The organism is Nonomuraea sp. NPDC050328, assembly GCF_044459405.1.
Classification (GTDB): Bacteria; Actinomycetota; Actinomycetes; order Streptosporangiales; family Streptosporangiaceae; genus Nonomuraea.
Window position 1 is genome coordinate 147,357 of record NZ_JBITIW010000014.1, and the last position, 13,225, is coordinate 160,581.

14 protein-coding genes are annotated in these 13,225 nt (G+C 75.1%); 6 read left to right on the forward strand and 8 right to left on the reverse strand.

Annotated elements, in window-relative coordinates:
• Positions 1–48 precede the first annotated feature (48 nt).
• A complete protein-coding gene (locus ACIBG7_RS38445) occupies positions 49–741 on the forward strand; it encodes an aspartate/glutamate racemase family protein (protein ID WP_397339438.1) in 693 nt (230 codons plus the stop codon).
• A gap of 2 nt (positions 742–743) precedes the next feature.
• Here ACIBG7_RS38445 and sigJ read toward each other — a convergent pair whose 3' ends face one another.
• Complete coding sequence (gene sigJ, locus ACIBG7_RS38450) at positions 744–1,646, reverse strand: RNA polymerase sigma factor SigJ (RefSeq protein WP_397339439.1); 903 nt, start codon at positions 1,644–1,646, stop codon at positions 744–746.
• 159 nt (positions 1,647–1,805) lie between these two features.
• Here sigJ and ACIBG7_RS38455 point away from each other — a divergent pair, with 159 nt between their 5' ends.
• A complete protein-coding gene (locus tag ACIBG7_RS38455; protein WP_357925412.1) occupies positions 1,806–2,981 on the forward strand; it encodes an FAD-dependent oxidoreductase in 1,176 nt (391 codons plus the stop codon).
• Positions 2,978–3,226: a DUF6011 domain-containing protein gene (locus ACIBG7_RS38460; RefSeq protein ID WP_357925415.1), complete on the forward strand. Its 249-nt coding sequence runs from the start codon at positions 2,978–2,980 to the stop codon at positions 3,224–3,226. The genes ACIBG7_RS38455 and ACIBG7_RS38460 overlap by 4 nt, the downstream gene beginning before the upstream one ends.
• Positions 3,227–3,347: 121 nt before the next feature.
• Here the strand turns inward: ACIBG7_RS38460 and ACIBG7_RS38465 are convergent, their stop codons facing one another.
• On the reverse strand, positions 3,348–4,058 hold the full coding sequence (locus ACIBG7_RS38465) for a hypothetical protein (protein WP_357925417.1): 711 nt from the start codon (positions 4,056–4,058) through the stop codon (positions 3,348–3,350).
• Positions 4,059–4,167: 109 nt separating this feature from the next.
• Positions 4,168–5,388 (reverse strand): hypothetical protein, encoded by a 1,221-nt coding sequence (locus ACIBG7_RS38470; RefSeq protein WP_397339440.1) that lies wholly within the window; start codon positions 5,386–5,388, stop codon positions 4,168–4,170.
• Positions 5,389–5,555: 167 nt separating this feature from the next.
• Here ACIBG7_RS38470 and ACIBG7_RS38475 point away from each other — a divergent pair, with 167 nt between their 5' ends.
• Positions 5,556–5,867, forward strand: coding sequence for a DUF6355 family natural product biosynthesis protein (locus tag ACIBG7_RS38475; RefSeq protein ID WP_357925422.1), 312 nt, complete (start codon positions 5,556–5,558; stop codon positions 5,865–5,867).
• A gap of 80 nt (positions 5,868–5,947) precedes the next feature.
• Here the strand turns inward: ACIBG7_RS38475 and ACIBG7_RS38480 are convergent, their stop codons facing one another.
• Complete coding sequence (locus ACIBG7_RS38480) at positions 5,948–6,466, reverse strand: DUF1707 domain-containing protein (RefSeq protein ID WP_397339441.1); 519 nt, start codon at positions 6,464–6,466, stop codon at positions 5,948–5,950.
• A gap of 54 nt (positions 6,467–6,520) precedes the next feature.
• Positions 6,521–7,576, reverse strand: coding sequence for a pyridoxal-phosphate dependent enzyme (locus tag ACIBG7_RS38485; protein ID WP_397339443.1), 1,056 nt, complete (start codon positions 7,574–7,576; stop codon positions 6,521–6,523).
• Between the two features lie 76 nt (positions 7,577–7,652).
• Here ACIBG7_RS38485 and ACIBG7_RS38490 point away from each other — a divergent pair, with 76 nt between their 5' ends.
• Positions 7,653–8,549: a LysR family transcriptional regulator gene (locus tag ACIBG7_RS38490; RefSeq protein ID WP_357925431.1), complete on the forward strand. Its 897-nt coding sequence runs from the start codon at positions 7,653–7,655 to the stop codon at positions 8,547–8,549.
• Positions 8,550–8,571: 22 nt separating this feature from the next.
• On the opposite strand, the gene ACIBG7_RS38495 is transcribed toward ACIBG7_RS38490, so the two are convergent.
• Both ACIBG7_RS38495 and ACIBG7_RS38500 read right to left on the reverse strand, forming a co-directional pair.
• Complete coding sequence (locus tag ACIBG7_RS38495) at positions 8,572–9,228, reverse strand: response regulator transcription factor (RefSeq protein WP_357925432.1); 657 nt, start codon at positions 9,226–9,228, stop codon at positions 8,572–8,574.
• A complete protein-coding gene (locus ACIBG7_RS38500) occupies positions 9,225–10,346 on the reverse strand; it encodes a sensor histidine kinase (protein WP_397339445.1) in 1,122 nt (373 codons plus the stop codon). Before ACIBG7_RS38500 ends, ACIBG7_RS38495 begins: the two co-directional genes overlap by 4 nt.
• 87 nt (positions 10,347–10,433) lie before the next feature.
• Here ACIBG7_RS38500 and ACIBG7_RS38505 point away from each other — a divergent pair, with 87 nt between their 5' ends.
• Positions 10,434–11,915 (forward strand): hypothetical protein, encoded by a 1,482-nt coding sequence (locus ACIBG7_RS38505; RefSeq protein ID WP_397339447.1) that lies wholly within the window; start codon positions 10,434–10,436, stop codon positions 11,913–11,915.
• On the opposite strand, the gene ACIBG7_RS38510 is transcribed toward ACIBG7_RS38505, so the two are convergent.
• Positions 11,912–13,222, reverse strand: a complete 1,311-nt coding sequence (locus tag ACIBG7_RS38510; protein WP_397339449.1) for a M14 family zinc carboxypeptidase — start codon at positions 13,220–13,222, stop codon at positions 11,912–11,914. The two genes, ACIBG7_RS38505 and ACIBG7_RS38510, sit on opposite strands and share 4 nt — an antisense overlap.
• Between the last annotated feature and the right edge of the window lie 3 nt (positions 13,223–13,225).

Genomic DNA, 13,225 nt, shown 5'->3' on the forward strand with positions numbered 1-13,225 from the left:
AGCCGCGCTTCGCGACGAGGTCACCATATCCGGCGATCCTGGGGCACCATGACCTCTCGCCTCGTCGGGATCCTGGGCGGGATGGGACCCGCCGCCACCGCCGACTTCTACGCCAAGCTCGTCGCCGAGACGCCCGCCACCGGCGACCAGAGCCACGTGCCGGTCGTCATCTGGGCCGACCCGCGCGTCCCGGACCGCTCGCTCAGCCTGCTCGGCCTGGGCGAGGACCCGACCCCGCAACTCCAGCACGGCATCCAGGCGCTCAAGCGGGCCGGGTGCGAGGTGCTCGCCGTGCCCTGCAACACCGCGCACGCCTTCGTCCCGCCGCTGGCCGCCGAGGCCGGGCTCGAACTCGTGAGCATCGTCGAGGTCACCGCCGACGCCCTCGCCGCCGCGGGCGTGGCCGCCGCCGGCCTGCTCGCCACCGCCGGCACCCTGCACTCCGGACTGTACGGCGACGCCCTGCGCCGGCGAGCCATCGAGCCCGTCGAGCCCACGCCCGCCGAGCAGCGCCACGTCAGCGCGGCCATCGCCGCCGTCAAGGCCGGCGCCGCGACCGCCGCCCACCGCCGGGCCCTCGCCGACGTCGCCCGCTCCCTCGCCGCCCGCGGCGCCGACCGCATCGTGGCCGCCTGCACCGAGATCGTCCTCGCCCTGGACCCCGCCCACCTCCCCGTCCCGGTCTTGGACCCGGCCCGCCTGCTGGCCCGGAAGGTCGCCGCCCTGTCCTTGACCGGCTGACCTCAGCGCCAGGCGCGCAGTTTGCCGGGGTTGCGGATGCTCCAGATGTGCGTGATCCGGTCTCCGCTCACCTCGAAGGCGTACACCGACACGGTGACGCCGGCCTCCTGGGCGATCAGGCCGGGGCGGCCGTTGACGGTGCTCTCCAGGAAGGTCAGGTCGCGCAGCCGGCCGGACAGGGCGGTGAGGGAGCGGGCGATGTTCTCGGCGCCCCGGATCGGCCGCAGGACGGCGCTGGCCAGGCCGCCGCTGTCGGCGACGACGGTGGCGGCCGGGTCGAGCAGGCCGACGAGGGCTTCGATGTCCATGGTCTCCCAGGCCCGCTTGAAGTCGCCGACCACCCGGGCCTGCCGCGCCGCCGGAGCGGCGGGCGGATGAGCGGCGCGAAGGCGGCGACGGGCCGAGGAGGCGAGCTGGCGGCAGGCGGCGGTGGAACGCCCGACGACGCCGGCGACCTCGGCGAAGGAGTAGCGGAAGACGTCGTGCAGGACGAACGCGACCCGCTCGGCCGGGGTCATCTCCTCCAGCACGACCAGGAAGGCCATGGAGACCGACTCGTCGAGGGTGACCCGGTCGGCCGGGTCGAGGGTGCCGCCGTCGGGCCGGCCGGTGAGCCACTCCCTCGGGTCCGGCAGCGGCTCGGGGACCCACTCGCCGACGTAGGTCTCCCGCCGGGCCCGGGCCGAGGAGAGCAGGTTGAGGCAGATCCGCCCGGCGACGGTGGTCAGCCAGGCGCCGGGGGAGACGATGGCCTCCTGCTGCTCGCGCGACAGGCCGTACCAGCGGGTGTAGGTCTCCTGGACGACGTCCTCGGCGTCGGCCAGGGAGCCGAGCAGCCGGTAGGCGAGGTTGATCAGCCGGCGTCGCTCGTTCATGATCGCGCCGAGTTCGGGGTGGTCGGTCATGGTCTCCTGGCCGTCGGGTCCGTGCTGCCCCTTGTCGGGTCTGTCACCCGTTCGACCGGACAGCGCGGCGGAACGTGAGGTCCTTCAGCGCCTCACATCCTGACGGGCCGCGTGGTCGGACCGGTGACGGACCACCACCCAGCGAAAGGGATCATCGCCATGCCCGCACGTCACCAGGTCGTCGTCATCGGCGGCGGTTACGCCGGAACGGTCGCCGCCAACCGGCTGCGCCGCCGTACCGATGTGGAGGTCACGCTGGTCAATCCGCGGCCGGAGTTCGTGGACCGCATCCGGCTGCACCAGTACGTGGCCCGCACCGGCGAGGCCACCCTCGAGTACGGCACGCTGCTCGGGGCGGGGGTGCGCCTGGTCGTCGACCGCGTCACGCGCATCGACACCGCCGCCCGCGCGGTACGCCTGGCATCGGGCCAGGCCCTCGGCTACGACCACGTCGTCTACGCGGTCGGCAGCAGCGCGGCGATCCCGTCGTCGGTGCCCGGCGCGGCCGAGTTCGCCTTCGGCCTCGCCGAGCTCGAAGCCGCCCGGCGGCTGCGCGACCGGCTGGACCGGACGCCCGCCGACGCGCCGGTCACCGTGGTCGGCGGCGGGCTGACCGGCGTCGAGACCGCCGCCGAACTGGCCGAGCAGGGGCGCCGGGTGACACTGGTGTGCGGCGGCGCCCTGGCGCCCTACCTGAGCGCGCCCGGCCGCCGGTACGTCGCCAGGTGGCTGGCCCGGCACGGCGTCACCGTCCTGGAGAGCGCCGTGGTGAGCGAGGTGCGGCCGGACGCGGTCGTCCTGACCGGAGGCGGCGAGCTCACCGTCTCCGTCCAGGCGGGAGGGGGCGAACTGGCCAGCGCGCTCACCGTCTGGACCGCCGGTTTCGGGGTGCCGGCCCTCGCCGCGGCGAGCGGGCTCCGCACCGACGAGCTGGGCCGCCTGCTCACCGACGAGACGCTGACCAGCGTCGACGACGACCGGATCGTCGCCGCGGGCGACGCCGCCGCGCCGTCGGGCCGGCCGCTGCGGATGAGCGGCTACGCCGCGGTCCCGCTCGGGGCGCAGGCCGCCGCCACCGTGCTCAGCCACCTCGACGGCACCGAGCCGGCCCGGGCCGAGGTGGCCTTCAGCGGGGCGTGCCTCAGCCTGGGCCGGCGGGCCGGCCTCCGGCAGCTCGCCCGCCGCGACGACAGCGTGGTGAACGTCTTCGTCGGCGGGCGGCTCGGTGCCGTGATCAAGGAGATGACGTGCCGGATGGTGGTGTCGAAGCGACTGCGCGACCGCGGTTCCAAGGGCGGGGCGCGGGGAGGTGCCGTGGTGATAATGGGTGGATGAGCCAGCTCGACCTTCTCGGCCTGCCCGAGGTCCGCGCCCATGCGGCGCGGTGCCGGGCGTGCAAGCGGAAACTGCGGGATCCGGAGTCGCTGGGGTTCGTGATCGGGCCCACGTGCCGGAAGAAGCTCGGCATCGAGGAGCGGAGACCGCTCAGGTTGACCGGGGTGCGGCCGGGCGGCGACTGCGCGGGGCAGGGGGATCTGCTGGAGAACTGGACGCCTCAGCAGGAGCGGCCCCCTCGCTGACCGGCCGCCTCACCGACGGGGTCGCCTTGAATTTCCGGCCCCTCGCTGACCGGCTGTCTCTTCGGCCGGCTGTCTCACTGGCCGGCCGTTTCTTCGGCCGGCTGTCTTGGCGGGCGGGTGGTCAGGCGTTGAGGTCCGCGGTGAGTTCGGCGGCGGTGGCCAGTTCCTTGGCCACCGCCGCCCGCTCGGCGTCGCTGAGCTCGAGGGCTTCGACCTCGGCCAGCAGCGCCGCCGCCGCGTCCCGGTCGCCGGTACGGATCCGCAGCTCGGCCAGGTAGACCAGAGCCGGAAGCCGCTGTACGGCAGGCGCGTCCGCGTGCCGCTCCAGCCCGATCTCCAGCACCCGGATCCCCGCATGCTCGTCCCCGTGCGAGTCGGCCTGCCGGGCGGCCGTGGACACCACCCGGGCCAGCCGTCCCTCCTCGGCGCCCGGTTCGTCGGCGTCCTCCTTGTAGCGGCTGAACCGTACCCAGTTGCCTCCCGGGTCGATCACCGTGAACCCGCCCGCGGTGCCCTGCATCCGCCGGGGCCGCGTCATCCGCGGCATCCCCGACACCGGGATCTTCCCGAACGCCGCCCGGAGCCCGGCGGCGAACGCCTTGTGCAGGGCCTCCGTGTCCGGGACGAGGACGACCACGTTCCCCAGGGACTGTTCGGGGTCGAACTCCGGGAGGCCGAAGAAGTGGAGCTCGATGCCCTCCCGGCGGAGGGCGGCGTACGGATTGGGCCGGTCCTGGCGGTAGGTGAGCTCGAAACCGAGGGCGGCGTAGAAGGGCAGGATGTCGTCTAGGAAGCGGCAGGGCAGGCAAGGAATGACCGTTTCGCTGCGCATGCGGGTCACGGTAGCGAGAAAAAAGCCGAACATGCCACCTAGTTAGGGTTACCTAATTTTCTGCGGCCGCTGGGCCGGACGGATGCCCGGTTTCAACCCGGATGTACGGTCACCGGACGGTCCAGTCCTTGCGCAGGGGCGGGTAGGCGAAGGTCTGGGTGCCACGCCAGCCCTCCCCGACGATCCGGTAGCCGTGCGCGGCCTCGCTGGCCGCGTCGCCGACGTCGAGCCGGTCGGCGGCCGACCAGGTGCCGCCGACCCGGTGCTCGACCAGGTAGCGGAACTCGTTGAACCCCTCGGCGGCGACGAAGGTGTTGACGATGGCCAGCGCCCTCCGGCCGGCGGTCAGGCCGGCGGGGATCTGGAAGACCTGGTCGCGCCACTTGTAGTCGGTGTCCCCGAGCAGGGGACGCCACTGGCCCGCCTTCGCCCCGTTCACGGTGACCTTGGCCTGCTGGAGGGGGACGCCGACGTCGAGGCGGCGGATCAGCCGTACGCCGGTGTTGGCCGGGTCGACGTGGACGGTGAAGCGGCTCGACCCGCCCGGGCCGAAGGCGCGGCCGTCGTCGCTGACGATGTGGCCGGTCACCGGGCGGGCCAGCAGGCGTTCAGCGGGGGTGGGCGGGGGTGGGGTGGCGCGGCGGCCGATGAGGACGCCCGTGGCTACGGCACCAGCCACCACCACCGTGCCCGCGATCACCGCCCCCACCACGACCGGGCGCCGGCCGGGCCGGGCGGGGTAGAAGAGCGACGGCTTGAGCACCGGCGTCCGGCTCGGCTGCGACGGCTCGCTCGCGTGCACCGGCTGCTCGGGGACCAGCGCTCGGACGGTGGCCACGACCTCGGCGGGCGAGGGGGAGGCGCCCGCCGCGCCAGCCCCAGGCGCGAGGGCCCCTGGTGCCGCGGCCTCGGGCACGGTGGCTCCGGGCACGGTGGCTCCGGGCACGGTGGCTGCGGGGGTGGCTCCGGCTGCGGGGGCGGTGGTGGATGCGAGGGTCTCGGGGGCTTCGGGTGGGGCTAGGCTGGGCGTTCCCGCCCTGGACCCTTGGGTCACGCGGGCGACCTGGGCCCGTTCCCACGCCTGGTCCCACGCCGGCAGCTCGGCCTCCGGCACCCGGCAGGCCCGCAGGAACGCCAGCATGACCGCCCGCCGCGGAAAGCGCCGCCCGGCGAGCATGTCCGCGACGGTGGCCCGGGGCAGCCGGGTCCCGCCCGCCCGGTCCGCACGCGACTCCAGCTCGCGCAACGACAGATCGGCGAGCGCGAACTGCCTGGCCAGCAGCCGCACCAGGTCCTCGTGCCCGTGCACGGACTCGGGTCCCGCGCTCATCGCCCCACCCTCCACTCCACTCGGAGAGTGTAAAGCCAGTCACGGTCCGTGTCCGGGAATGGATGGGACCGTCCGAGAGCCTGTTGGACACCCCGGCCGGCCGTTTTCGCTGGTGGACGTAGCGCTCCCCGCCACGGCGGCGGGGGCCGGACCTAAGGAGTCACACCATGGCCAGGACAACCACCGCACGCTGGGCCGCCCTCGCGCTCGCCGCCTCGCTCGGCTCCACCCTGCTGGCCGGCGCCGCCGCGGCCGGGTCGGCGCAGGCGGCGGAGGCGGCCGCCGCGGCGCGCAACCCCTGCGGGCTGTACCGGGACGGGGACCAGGCGATGTACAAGAACTGCACGGACGCCAACGAGAACGTCTTCGTGACCCGCATCTTCGGCCCGAACCGCTACCACTGCGTCACCCCCGGCAGCGTCCGGCACGTCGGCCCGTGGAACGACGTCTTCCGGGCCTACAACCGAGGCACCTGCTGACCTGCTGACCGGGCCGGGTGAGGGTCCCCTCCCTCACCCGGCCCCTTTGCGGGCAACCCTCACCCGGCCTTCCGCGACCCTTACCCGGCGCTCCGCGTCCAGGCGTGCCGGATCGTCAGGCGGCCGGTGCCCATCGCCCCGGAGATCCGGATCCTCGGCCCGCCCTCGCGCCCCGCCGTCCCGCCGCGATACCGCGGCGCCTTCAGGCCGGCGCGCAGGTCCTCGAGGTCCACGACCGCGTCGCGCGGCACGGTGATCCGGGCCCGCCCGGTGCCCAGGCGCAGCTCGATCTCGACCACGGGATGGTCGATGACCGCCCGCGACAGGTCCAGGTGCACCCGCGCGAGCGCCGACTCCACCTTGAGCACCCGCGGCACCCGCCACCTCCCGCGCCGCCGGATCCGCCCGCTGACCGCGGTGAGCGAAGCCGTCCCGTCCGGCAACGTCTCCAGCGCCGCCGCCAGCTCCCCACGGTTCCCGGCGGTGAGCGCCCGGTCCAGCCGCTCGGTCAGCTCCTCGTGGGTCAGCAGCCCGTCGCCGTAGGCCTCCTTGAGCCGCCGCACGGCGTCGTCGCGCTCGGCTTCACCGATCCTGCTCACGCCGCCTCCACTGGGTACGCCGTACGCGGTAAAGCCAGGCTAGGCCACTGGGTACTACGTACGCAACTGAGCGACCCCCTCGGTGCTGAGCAGGACGACCACCGACTCCGGCCCGAGGCCCAGCGCCTCCCGGCGGCCGGGCCCGGCGAGGGCCGCCCGCAGTCCTGCCAGCGGCGCGGCTCCGCAAGGCCCGGCGTGCACACCGAGGGCCGCGAGGTCACGGGCGGCCCGCGCGCCGGCGGCGTCCGACACGGTGATCGCCGCGTCCAGGCCCTGGTCGAGGTACGGCCAGGCCAGGCTGGACGGCGTGCCGCAGTTCAGCCCCGCCATGGCGGTCTCGCCGGTGGCGACGGTGACCGGCCGGCCGAGGGCGAGGCTCGTGGTGACGCAGGCGGCGGTCTCCGGCTCGACCGCCAGCAGCGCGGGGGAGCGCCCGCCGGTACGGCTGCGGTAGTGGGTGATGACGGCCTGGGCCAGGGAGCCGACGCCCACCGGGACCACCACCAGGTCGGGACCTCCGGCACCCGCGGCGGCCACCTGGTCGTCCACCTCGGCGCAGAGCGTGGAGTAGCCCTCGACGATCCACCCCGGCACCTGCTCGTACCCCGGCCAGGCGGTGTCCTGGATGAGGAGCGCGCCGGGCTGCTCGGCGGCCCGGGCGGCTTGCCGTACCGCCTCGTCGTAGGAGCCGGGGACCTCGGTGATCCGGGCCTGCTCGGCGGCGATGGCGGCCACCGCTTCCGGGGACACGCCGGCCGGGACGAAGACGTGCGCGTGCTGGCCCAGCAGGCGGGCCACGTGGGCGACGGCACGGCCGTGGTTGCCGTCGGTGGCGGTGACCAGGGTGGCCGGCGGGCCGGTCCGTCCCGCCAGGGCGCGGTGGATCGCCCAGGAGGCGCCGAGCGCCTTGAAGGCGGGCAGCCCCAGGCGGTCGGACTCGTCCTTGACGAACAGCCGGCCGACGCCCAGCTCCTCGGCCAGCGCCGGGAGCTCGGGCAGCGGGGTCGGATGGTAGCCGGGCAGGGTGGCGTGGAAGGCGCGGGCCTCGCGCGGGGCGGGCGGGCAGGTCCACGTGCGGGCGGCGGGTCGGGTGACCCAGTCAGTCGTCACCGGTCCAGGCTGCCGCCGAGGGCTAGCATCGGTCCAGCGGATGTATCCGACATGTACCCATCGGAAAGGCCGACCGATGTACGACCTGCACCGGCTGCGGCTGCTGCGTGAGCTCAAGCACCGGGGGACGATGGCGGCCGTCGCCGCCGCGCTCTCCTACGCGCCGTCCACGGTGTCCGAGCAGCTCGCTCAGCTCGAGGCCGAGGTCGGGGTCCCGCTGCTGGAGCCGGCCGGGCGGCGGGTACGGCTGACCGGGCCGGCCGAGATCCTGGTCGCGCACACCGAGGCCATCCTGGCGCGGCTGGAGCGGGCCGAGGCGGAGGTGGCCGGGTCGTCGGCCGAGCTGACCGGGACCCTGCGGGTGGCCGCCTTCCAGACCGCCGCGCTCGCCCTGCTCCCGGCCGCGCTGGCCTGGCTGCGGGCGCGGCACCCCGGGCTGCGGGTGCACCTGCGGGAACTGGAGCCGGAGCAGGCGTTGCCCGCGTTGCTGGCGCGGGACTTCGACCTGGCGGTGGGGGAGGAGTACCCCGGCCTGCCCGACGCCCGCCCCGCCGGCCTCGCCCGCGAGGACCTCCTCGACGACCCCATCCACCTCGCCACACCGCCGGCCCACCGTGGCGGGGCCTTGCGTGATCTGGCCGGTCAGGTGTGGGCGATGGAGCCGGAGGGGACGGCCGCGCGGCAGTGGGCTACGGCGCGTTGCCGGGCGGCCGGGTTCGAGCCCGACGTCCGGTTCGAGACCGCCGACCTGCTGCTGCACGTGCGGCTGGTGGAGCAGGGGCTGGCCGCCGCCTTCCTGCCGGACCTCGTCTGGAACGGCCGCCCGCCGACGGTCCCGCTCCGTCCGCTGCCCGGTGGCGAGGGGGTGCGCCGCCTGTTCACCGTCGTACGGCGGGGCCGCAGCGGCCACCCGGCCGTCCGCGCCTGCCGCGAGGCCCTCCGCCAGGCGGGGCGCGCCAGTCCGGCCCGGTAGCCGGGCCCGAGGCGCAGGCGGCTCAGAGGAGGCGGTAGCCCACGCCCGGTGTGGTGGTGATGATCGCCGGGGGTCCGAGCTTGCGGCGCAGCCGGCTGACGGTGACCGTGACGGTGTTGGTGAGGGGGTCGGCGAACTCGTCCCACACCTGTTCGAGCAGGTCCTCCGCGCTGAGGAAGCCCGGGCTGGCCCGCAGCAGCGCCTCCAGCACCGCGAACTCCTTGACCGACAGGTCGAGCTGCCGGCCGTCGCGGGTGACCGTACGCCGGAGGGGGTCGAGCTCGACCCCGGCCACCCGCAGCACCCGGCCACGGGCGGCGGGCCGGCGGCGGGCCAGGGCCCGGACGCGGAGCACCAGTTCGGGGAAGTGGAAGGGCTTCGCGAGGTAGTCGTCGGCGCCCAGGGTGAGGCCGCTGACCCGGTCGCCGGGCGCGCCGGCGGCGGTGAGCATCAGCACCATGACCCGCTCGTCCCGGCTGGTGATCATCTCGCAGAGGGTGTCGCCGTGCAGGCCGGGCAGGTCACGGTCGAGGACGACGACGTCGTAGGGGGCCAGGTCGAGCTTGGCGGCGGCGGTGAGGCCGTCGAGCGCGACGTCGACGGCCATGCCCTGGTCGCGCAGCCCTTCGGCGATGACCTCGGCCAGGGCTCGGGCGTCCTCGACGACGAGCACTCTCACAGCGTGACCTCCACGCGCAGGCCGCCCTCGGGGCGGGCGGTCAGGTTGAGCCGGCCGCCGTGCGCGGAGGTGATGGCGGCGACGATCGACAGGCCCAGGCCGCTGCCACCGCTGTTGACCCGGTCGGTGCCGAGGCGCTGGAACGGGTGGCCGAGGCGGGCGACCTGCGCCGGGTCGAGCCGCGGGCCGTCGTTCTCCACGACCAGGGCGCGGAGGCGCAGCTCGGCCCGGATGGAGCCGCCGGGCCGGTTGTGCCGCACGGCGTTGTCGATCACGTTGCCGACGAGCTGCGCGAGCAACGTCGGACTGCCCTGCACCAGCCCGTCTCCGAGCTGATCATCCGGCGTGGTGACGTGCACGGTCAGGGCGCGGTCGGCGATGGCGGCGGAGCGCTCGGCCAGGGCCTCGGCCAGCAGGTCGGCCAGGCTGACCGGGACCCGGTCGGGCAGCGCGCCGCGCTGGTGTTGCGTACGGGCCAGGGTCAGCAGGCCGTCGAGCAGCCGGTCCACCTGGTCGAGCTCGGTGCGCAGCCGGTCGGCCAGCAGCAGCGTCTGAGGCGGCGGCGGCTCCGGTTTGGCGGTGGCGACGTCGATCGAGGCCCGCATGGTGGCCAGCGGGGTACGCAGCTCGTGCGAGGCGTTGGCCACGAACCGGCGCTGCGCGGCGAACGCGCCTTCCAGGCGCTCCAGCAGGTCGTCGATGGTGTCGGCCAGGTCCTTGACCTCGTCGGCCGGCCCGTCCACCGCGAGCCGCTCGTGCAGGTTGTCGGCCGAGATCCGGCGCGTGCCGGCGGTGAGGGTACGCAGCGGGCGCAGCACCCGCCCGGCCGCGATCCGGCCCAGCCCGACCGACGCCACGGACATCACCAGCAGCGCCACCCCAGCACCGACGACGAGCTGGCGGGTCTGGCCCTCGCGCAGCTCCGAGACCTCCGTCTCCAACTGCTCGATGCGCTGCTGGGCCGCCGAGGCGGGCTGGACGCCGGCCGGCACGCTGTGGCTGATCCGGGTCGGCCCGAGCACCAGCACGAACAGGACGAGCAGCAGGCCCAGCCCGGACAGCACGAACAGCCCGCCCAGCAGGAGCGTGAACCGCAGCCTGACACCCAGCCTTCTCATGCACCCCAGCATGCCGTCCCCGGCCTAACACCGATGTGACAGGGTTCGTTCGGCCGATGTAACCCGCCGGGCCCTACAACTGCGGCCATGATGACTTTCGCCGAGCTCACCGGCGCGCGGTGGGCCGGGTTCCGGCGCTCGCGCGGCCTGGTGGCCGGGCTGGCCGTGGCCATGTTGATCCCCCTGGCGCTGGGCCTGCTGTTCGCCGCGGGCAGCCGGTCGAGCTGCACGCAGGGCGCCGTCGTCGACGGGCCGTGCCCGCCGCCGCCGCTGGGGCCGGGCGGGGAGGCGGTCGAGGACCGCTTCTTCTTCGTGCACCGCTCCCTGGACGGCGACGGGACGATCACCGCGCGCGTCGGCCCGATGACCGGCCGGATCAAGGAGCCGCCCCCGCCGGGCGACCCGGTCGGGCCGCCGCCGGTGCCCGGCGTCGCCCCCTGGTCGCAGGCCGGGCTGATGATCAAGTCCGAGGTACGGCAGGGCGCGCCGTACGTCGCCGTGCTGACCGCCCACGGGCACGGCGTGCGCATGCAGTACGACTTCACCGGCGACCTGGCCGGCAGCGCGGCGCAGGGCCCGCGCTGGCTGCGGCTCACCCGGGCGGGCAAGACGATCACCGGCTACGAGTCCGGCGATGGCCGCCGGTGGAGCGAGATCGGCCGCGCCCGCCTGGCGGGTCCGGCCAGGATCGGCCTGTTCGCCGCCTCCCCGGGCGCGCTGACCGTCGAGGGGCTCGGCGCCGCCCAGCGCTTCAGCGAGGCCACCGCGACCTTCGACCGGATCGGCGTGACCGGCGCGAGCTCGGGCTGGCGGCAGGACGACGTGGGCGTCGTCTTCGAGCAGGACGGGGTGACTCCCCACCACCCCGGCGGCCTCGTGCGGTCGGGCGACACGATGACGCTGACCGGGGTCGGCGCCATCGGGCCGGTCACCGCGGGGGTGCGCCTGGAGCACCTGCTCACCGGGCTGCCGCTCGGGCTGCTGGCCCTGGTCGTGGTCGGTTCGCTGCTCGGCGCGAGCCGTACCCGGCCGGGTGAGGAAGAGGCCGGAGGCCGCGTGGTGGCGGCCAAGGCGGTGGTCGCCGCCGGGGCCGGGTTCGCCGGCGGGCTGGTCGTCGCGGCGGTGGCGTTGCTGGCGGGGGAGCCGATCCTGCGGGCCGGTGGCAACCATCCGCTGCCGGTCTCGCCGCTCACCGAGGTGCGGGTCATCGTGGGGGTCGCCGTGTTCTGGGCCGTGGTGGCGGCCCTGGCCGTGGGGGTGGCGGCGCTGGTCCGGCGTCGGGTGGTCGCGATCGGCGTGACCGCGTTGCTCGTGGTGGCGCCCGCGCTGGCGGCGGTGGCGGTGCCGGGCGGCGTGGCGGGCTGGCTGCACGCGCTCACGCCGGCCGCGGGGTACGCGGTGACACAGACCATCCCGGCCTACCCGCAGGTGGCGGGCCATTACGTGCCCGCCACCGGGTTCTATCCGCTGCCGTTCTGGGCGGGGCTGGCCGTGGCCTGCGGCTACGCCGTACTGGCTCTCCTGCTGGCCGTACGGCGAGCGGAACGCGCCACCGCCGTCCCGGCCTAGCCCCGCCGGGCGGCGTCGGCGGCGAGCAGGGCCGCGCCGAGCTGGACGGCGACCAGGGACCGGAGCGGGATCGGCGTGGAGACCGCCGCCTCCTCCGCCTCGGCGAACCACTCGTCGAACCGCGCCCCGAGCCGCGCCCGCTCGGCCCGGATGGCCGGCGTCCGGTTCCCCGCCCCGATCTCGGCGTCCAGCATCCGCAGGTAGGTCCCGCAGTAGCGCAGCCGCATGCTGTGCACGACCTGCTCGTTGCCGACCACTTCGGCCACCGTCGCGGGCCGCTCGGCGTCCGGGAAGTCCTCCCACGCGTCGATGAACTCGTCGTGCGTGCCGACGAAGTCCTCCAGCGACCGCCGGAAGGGCGAGTGGATCGTCAGGTCGGCCCGCACCGCGGCGAGCGAGGCCGCCAGCTCGCCGATCAGGGCGCGCTGCCCCTTCAGGAAGGCCTGGATGTCGTCGGCGTAGCGCCGGTCGGTCGGCGTCTGGTCGGCCACCCGCTCGTCGGCCCAGTAGGGCAGCTCGGTGACCAGGTGCAGGGCGTCGAACCGGTCGGCGTAGTCGACGCTGCCGCCGCCGACGCCGAAGACGGGACCGAGGTGCACGCCTCGCGGCGTCTCGTAGGCGGCGGGCCCGATCGCGACCGCGCTCGGCACCTCGGGCGGCCCGAGGTGCAGCGGCAGCCCCTCGGCCGTGGCGAGCGCGGCCAGCCGCTCGGCCAGCTCGCGGTCGGGCCGGCTGAGGTAGTAGAAGGCGCCCTGCAGCTCGCCGTTGTGCAGGGAGTAGACGAAGGCCGGCTTGGTCTCGTCCATCAGCCGCATCAGCGCCTCGGTCTCCGGCAGCGTCCGGTCGAAGAAGTAGCCGGGACCGGTGAGCGGGAAGGTCCACTCGACCTGGTCGGCCTCGCACGGCCGGTAGAAGTGCTCGGCGTAGGCCCGCCGGTCGCTGGGCCGGCCGTACCAGCCCTCGTTGAGCCGGGCGCCGTCCGGGTCGGCGCAGGGGATGAGGTGCCAGCGGTAGCCGAACCCCTCGCGCAGCTCGGCGTCCTCGACGAGCAGGCGCAGCAGGGCGCTGACGGTGAGCGCGCCGATCGGCTCGTTGGGGTGGGGGCCGCCGATGATCACGGCGTCGTCCGGTCCTGAGCCGATGCTCGCCACCCGCAGCGGCTCGCCCAGCCGCGAGGTGCCGATGCGGCGCAGCCGTACCAGATCGGGGTGGGCGGCGGCGAGCTCGTCGAGCTCGGCGTGCATCTGGTCGACGGTCGGGAACGCGGTGTAGCCGGGCACCCGGCTCAGGAAGGGGGTGACGTCCATCTT

What these genes read in the sequence shown, in the direction of transcription:
- sigJ (WP_397339439.1), bottom strand. Translation starts at nt 1,646, where the DNA reads ATGACCGACCACCCCGAACTCGGCGCGATCATGAACGAGCGACGCCGG.
- ACIBG7_RS38505 (WP_397339447.1), top strand. Translation starts at nt 10,434, where the DNA reads ATGATGACTTTCGCCGAGCTCACCGGCGCGCGGTGGGCCGGGTTCCGG.
- ACIBG7_RS38470 (WP_397339440.1), bottom strand. Translation starts at nt 5,388, where the DNA reads ATGAGCGCGGGACCCGAGTCCGTGCACGGGCACGAGGACCTGGTGCGG.
- ACIBG7_RS38445 (WP_397339438.1), top strand. Translation starts at nt 49, where the DNA reads ATGACCTCTCGCCTCGTCGGGATCCTGGGCGGGATGGGACCCGCCGCC.
- ACIBG7_RS38455 (WP_357925412.1), top strand. Translation starts at nt 1,806, where the DNA reads ATGCCCGCACGTCACCAGGTCGTCGTCATCGGCGGCGGTTACGCCGGA.
- ACIBG7_RS38500 (WP_397339445.1), bottom strand. Translation starts at nt 10,346, where the DNA reads ATGAGAAGGCTGGGTGTCAGGCTGCGGTTCACGCTCCTGCTGGGCGGG.
- ACIBG7_RS38465 (WP_357925417.1), bottom strand. Translation starts at nt 4,058, where the DNA reads ATGCGCAGCGAAACGGTCATTCCTTGCCTGCCCTGCCGCTTCCTAGAC.
- ACIBG7_RS38475 (WP_357925422.1), top strand. Translation starts at nt 5,556, where the DNA reads ATGGCCAGGACAACCACCGCACGCTGGGCCGCCCTCGCGCTCGCCGCC.
- ACIBG7_RS38490 (WP_357925431.1), top strand. Translation starts at nt 7,653, where the DNA reads ATGTACGACCTGCACCGGCTGCGGCTGCTGCGTGAGCTCAAGCACCGG.
- ACIBG7_RS38460 (WP_357925415.1), top strand. Translation starts at nt 2,978, where the DNA reads ATGAGCCAGCTCGACCTTCTCGGCCTGCCCGAGGTCCGCGCCCATGCG.
- ACIBG7_RS38510 (WP_397339449.1), bottom strand. Translation starts at nt 13,222, where the DNA reads ATGGACGTCACCCCCTTCCTGAGCCGGGTGCCCGGCTACACCGCGTTC.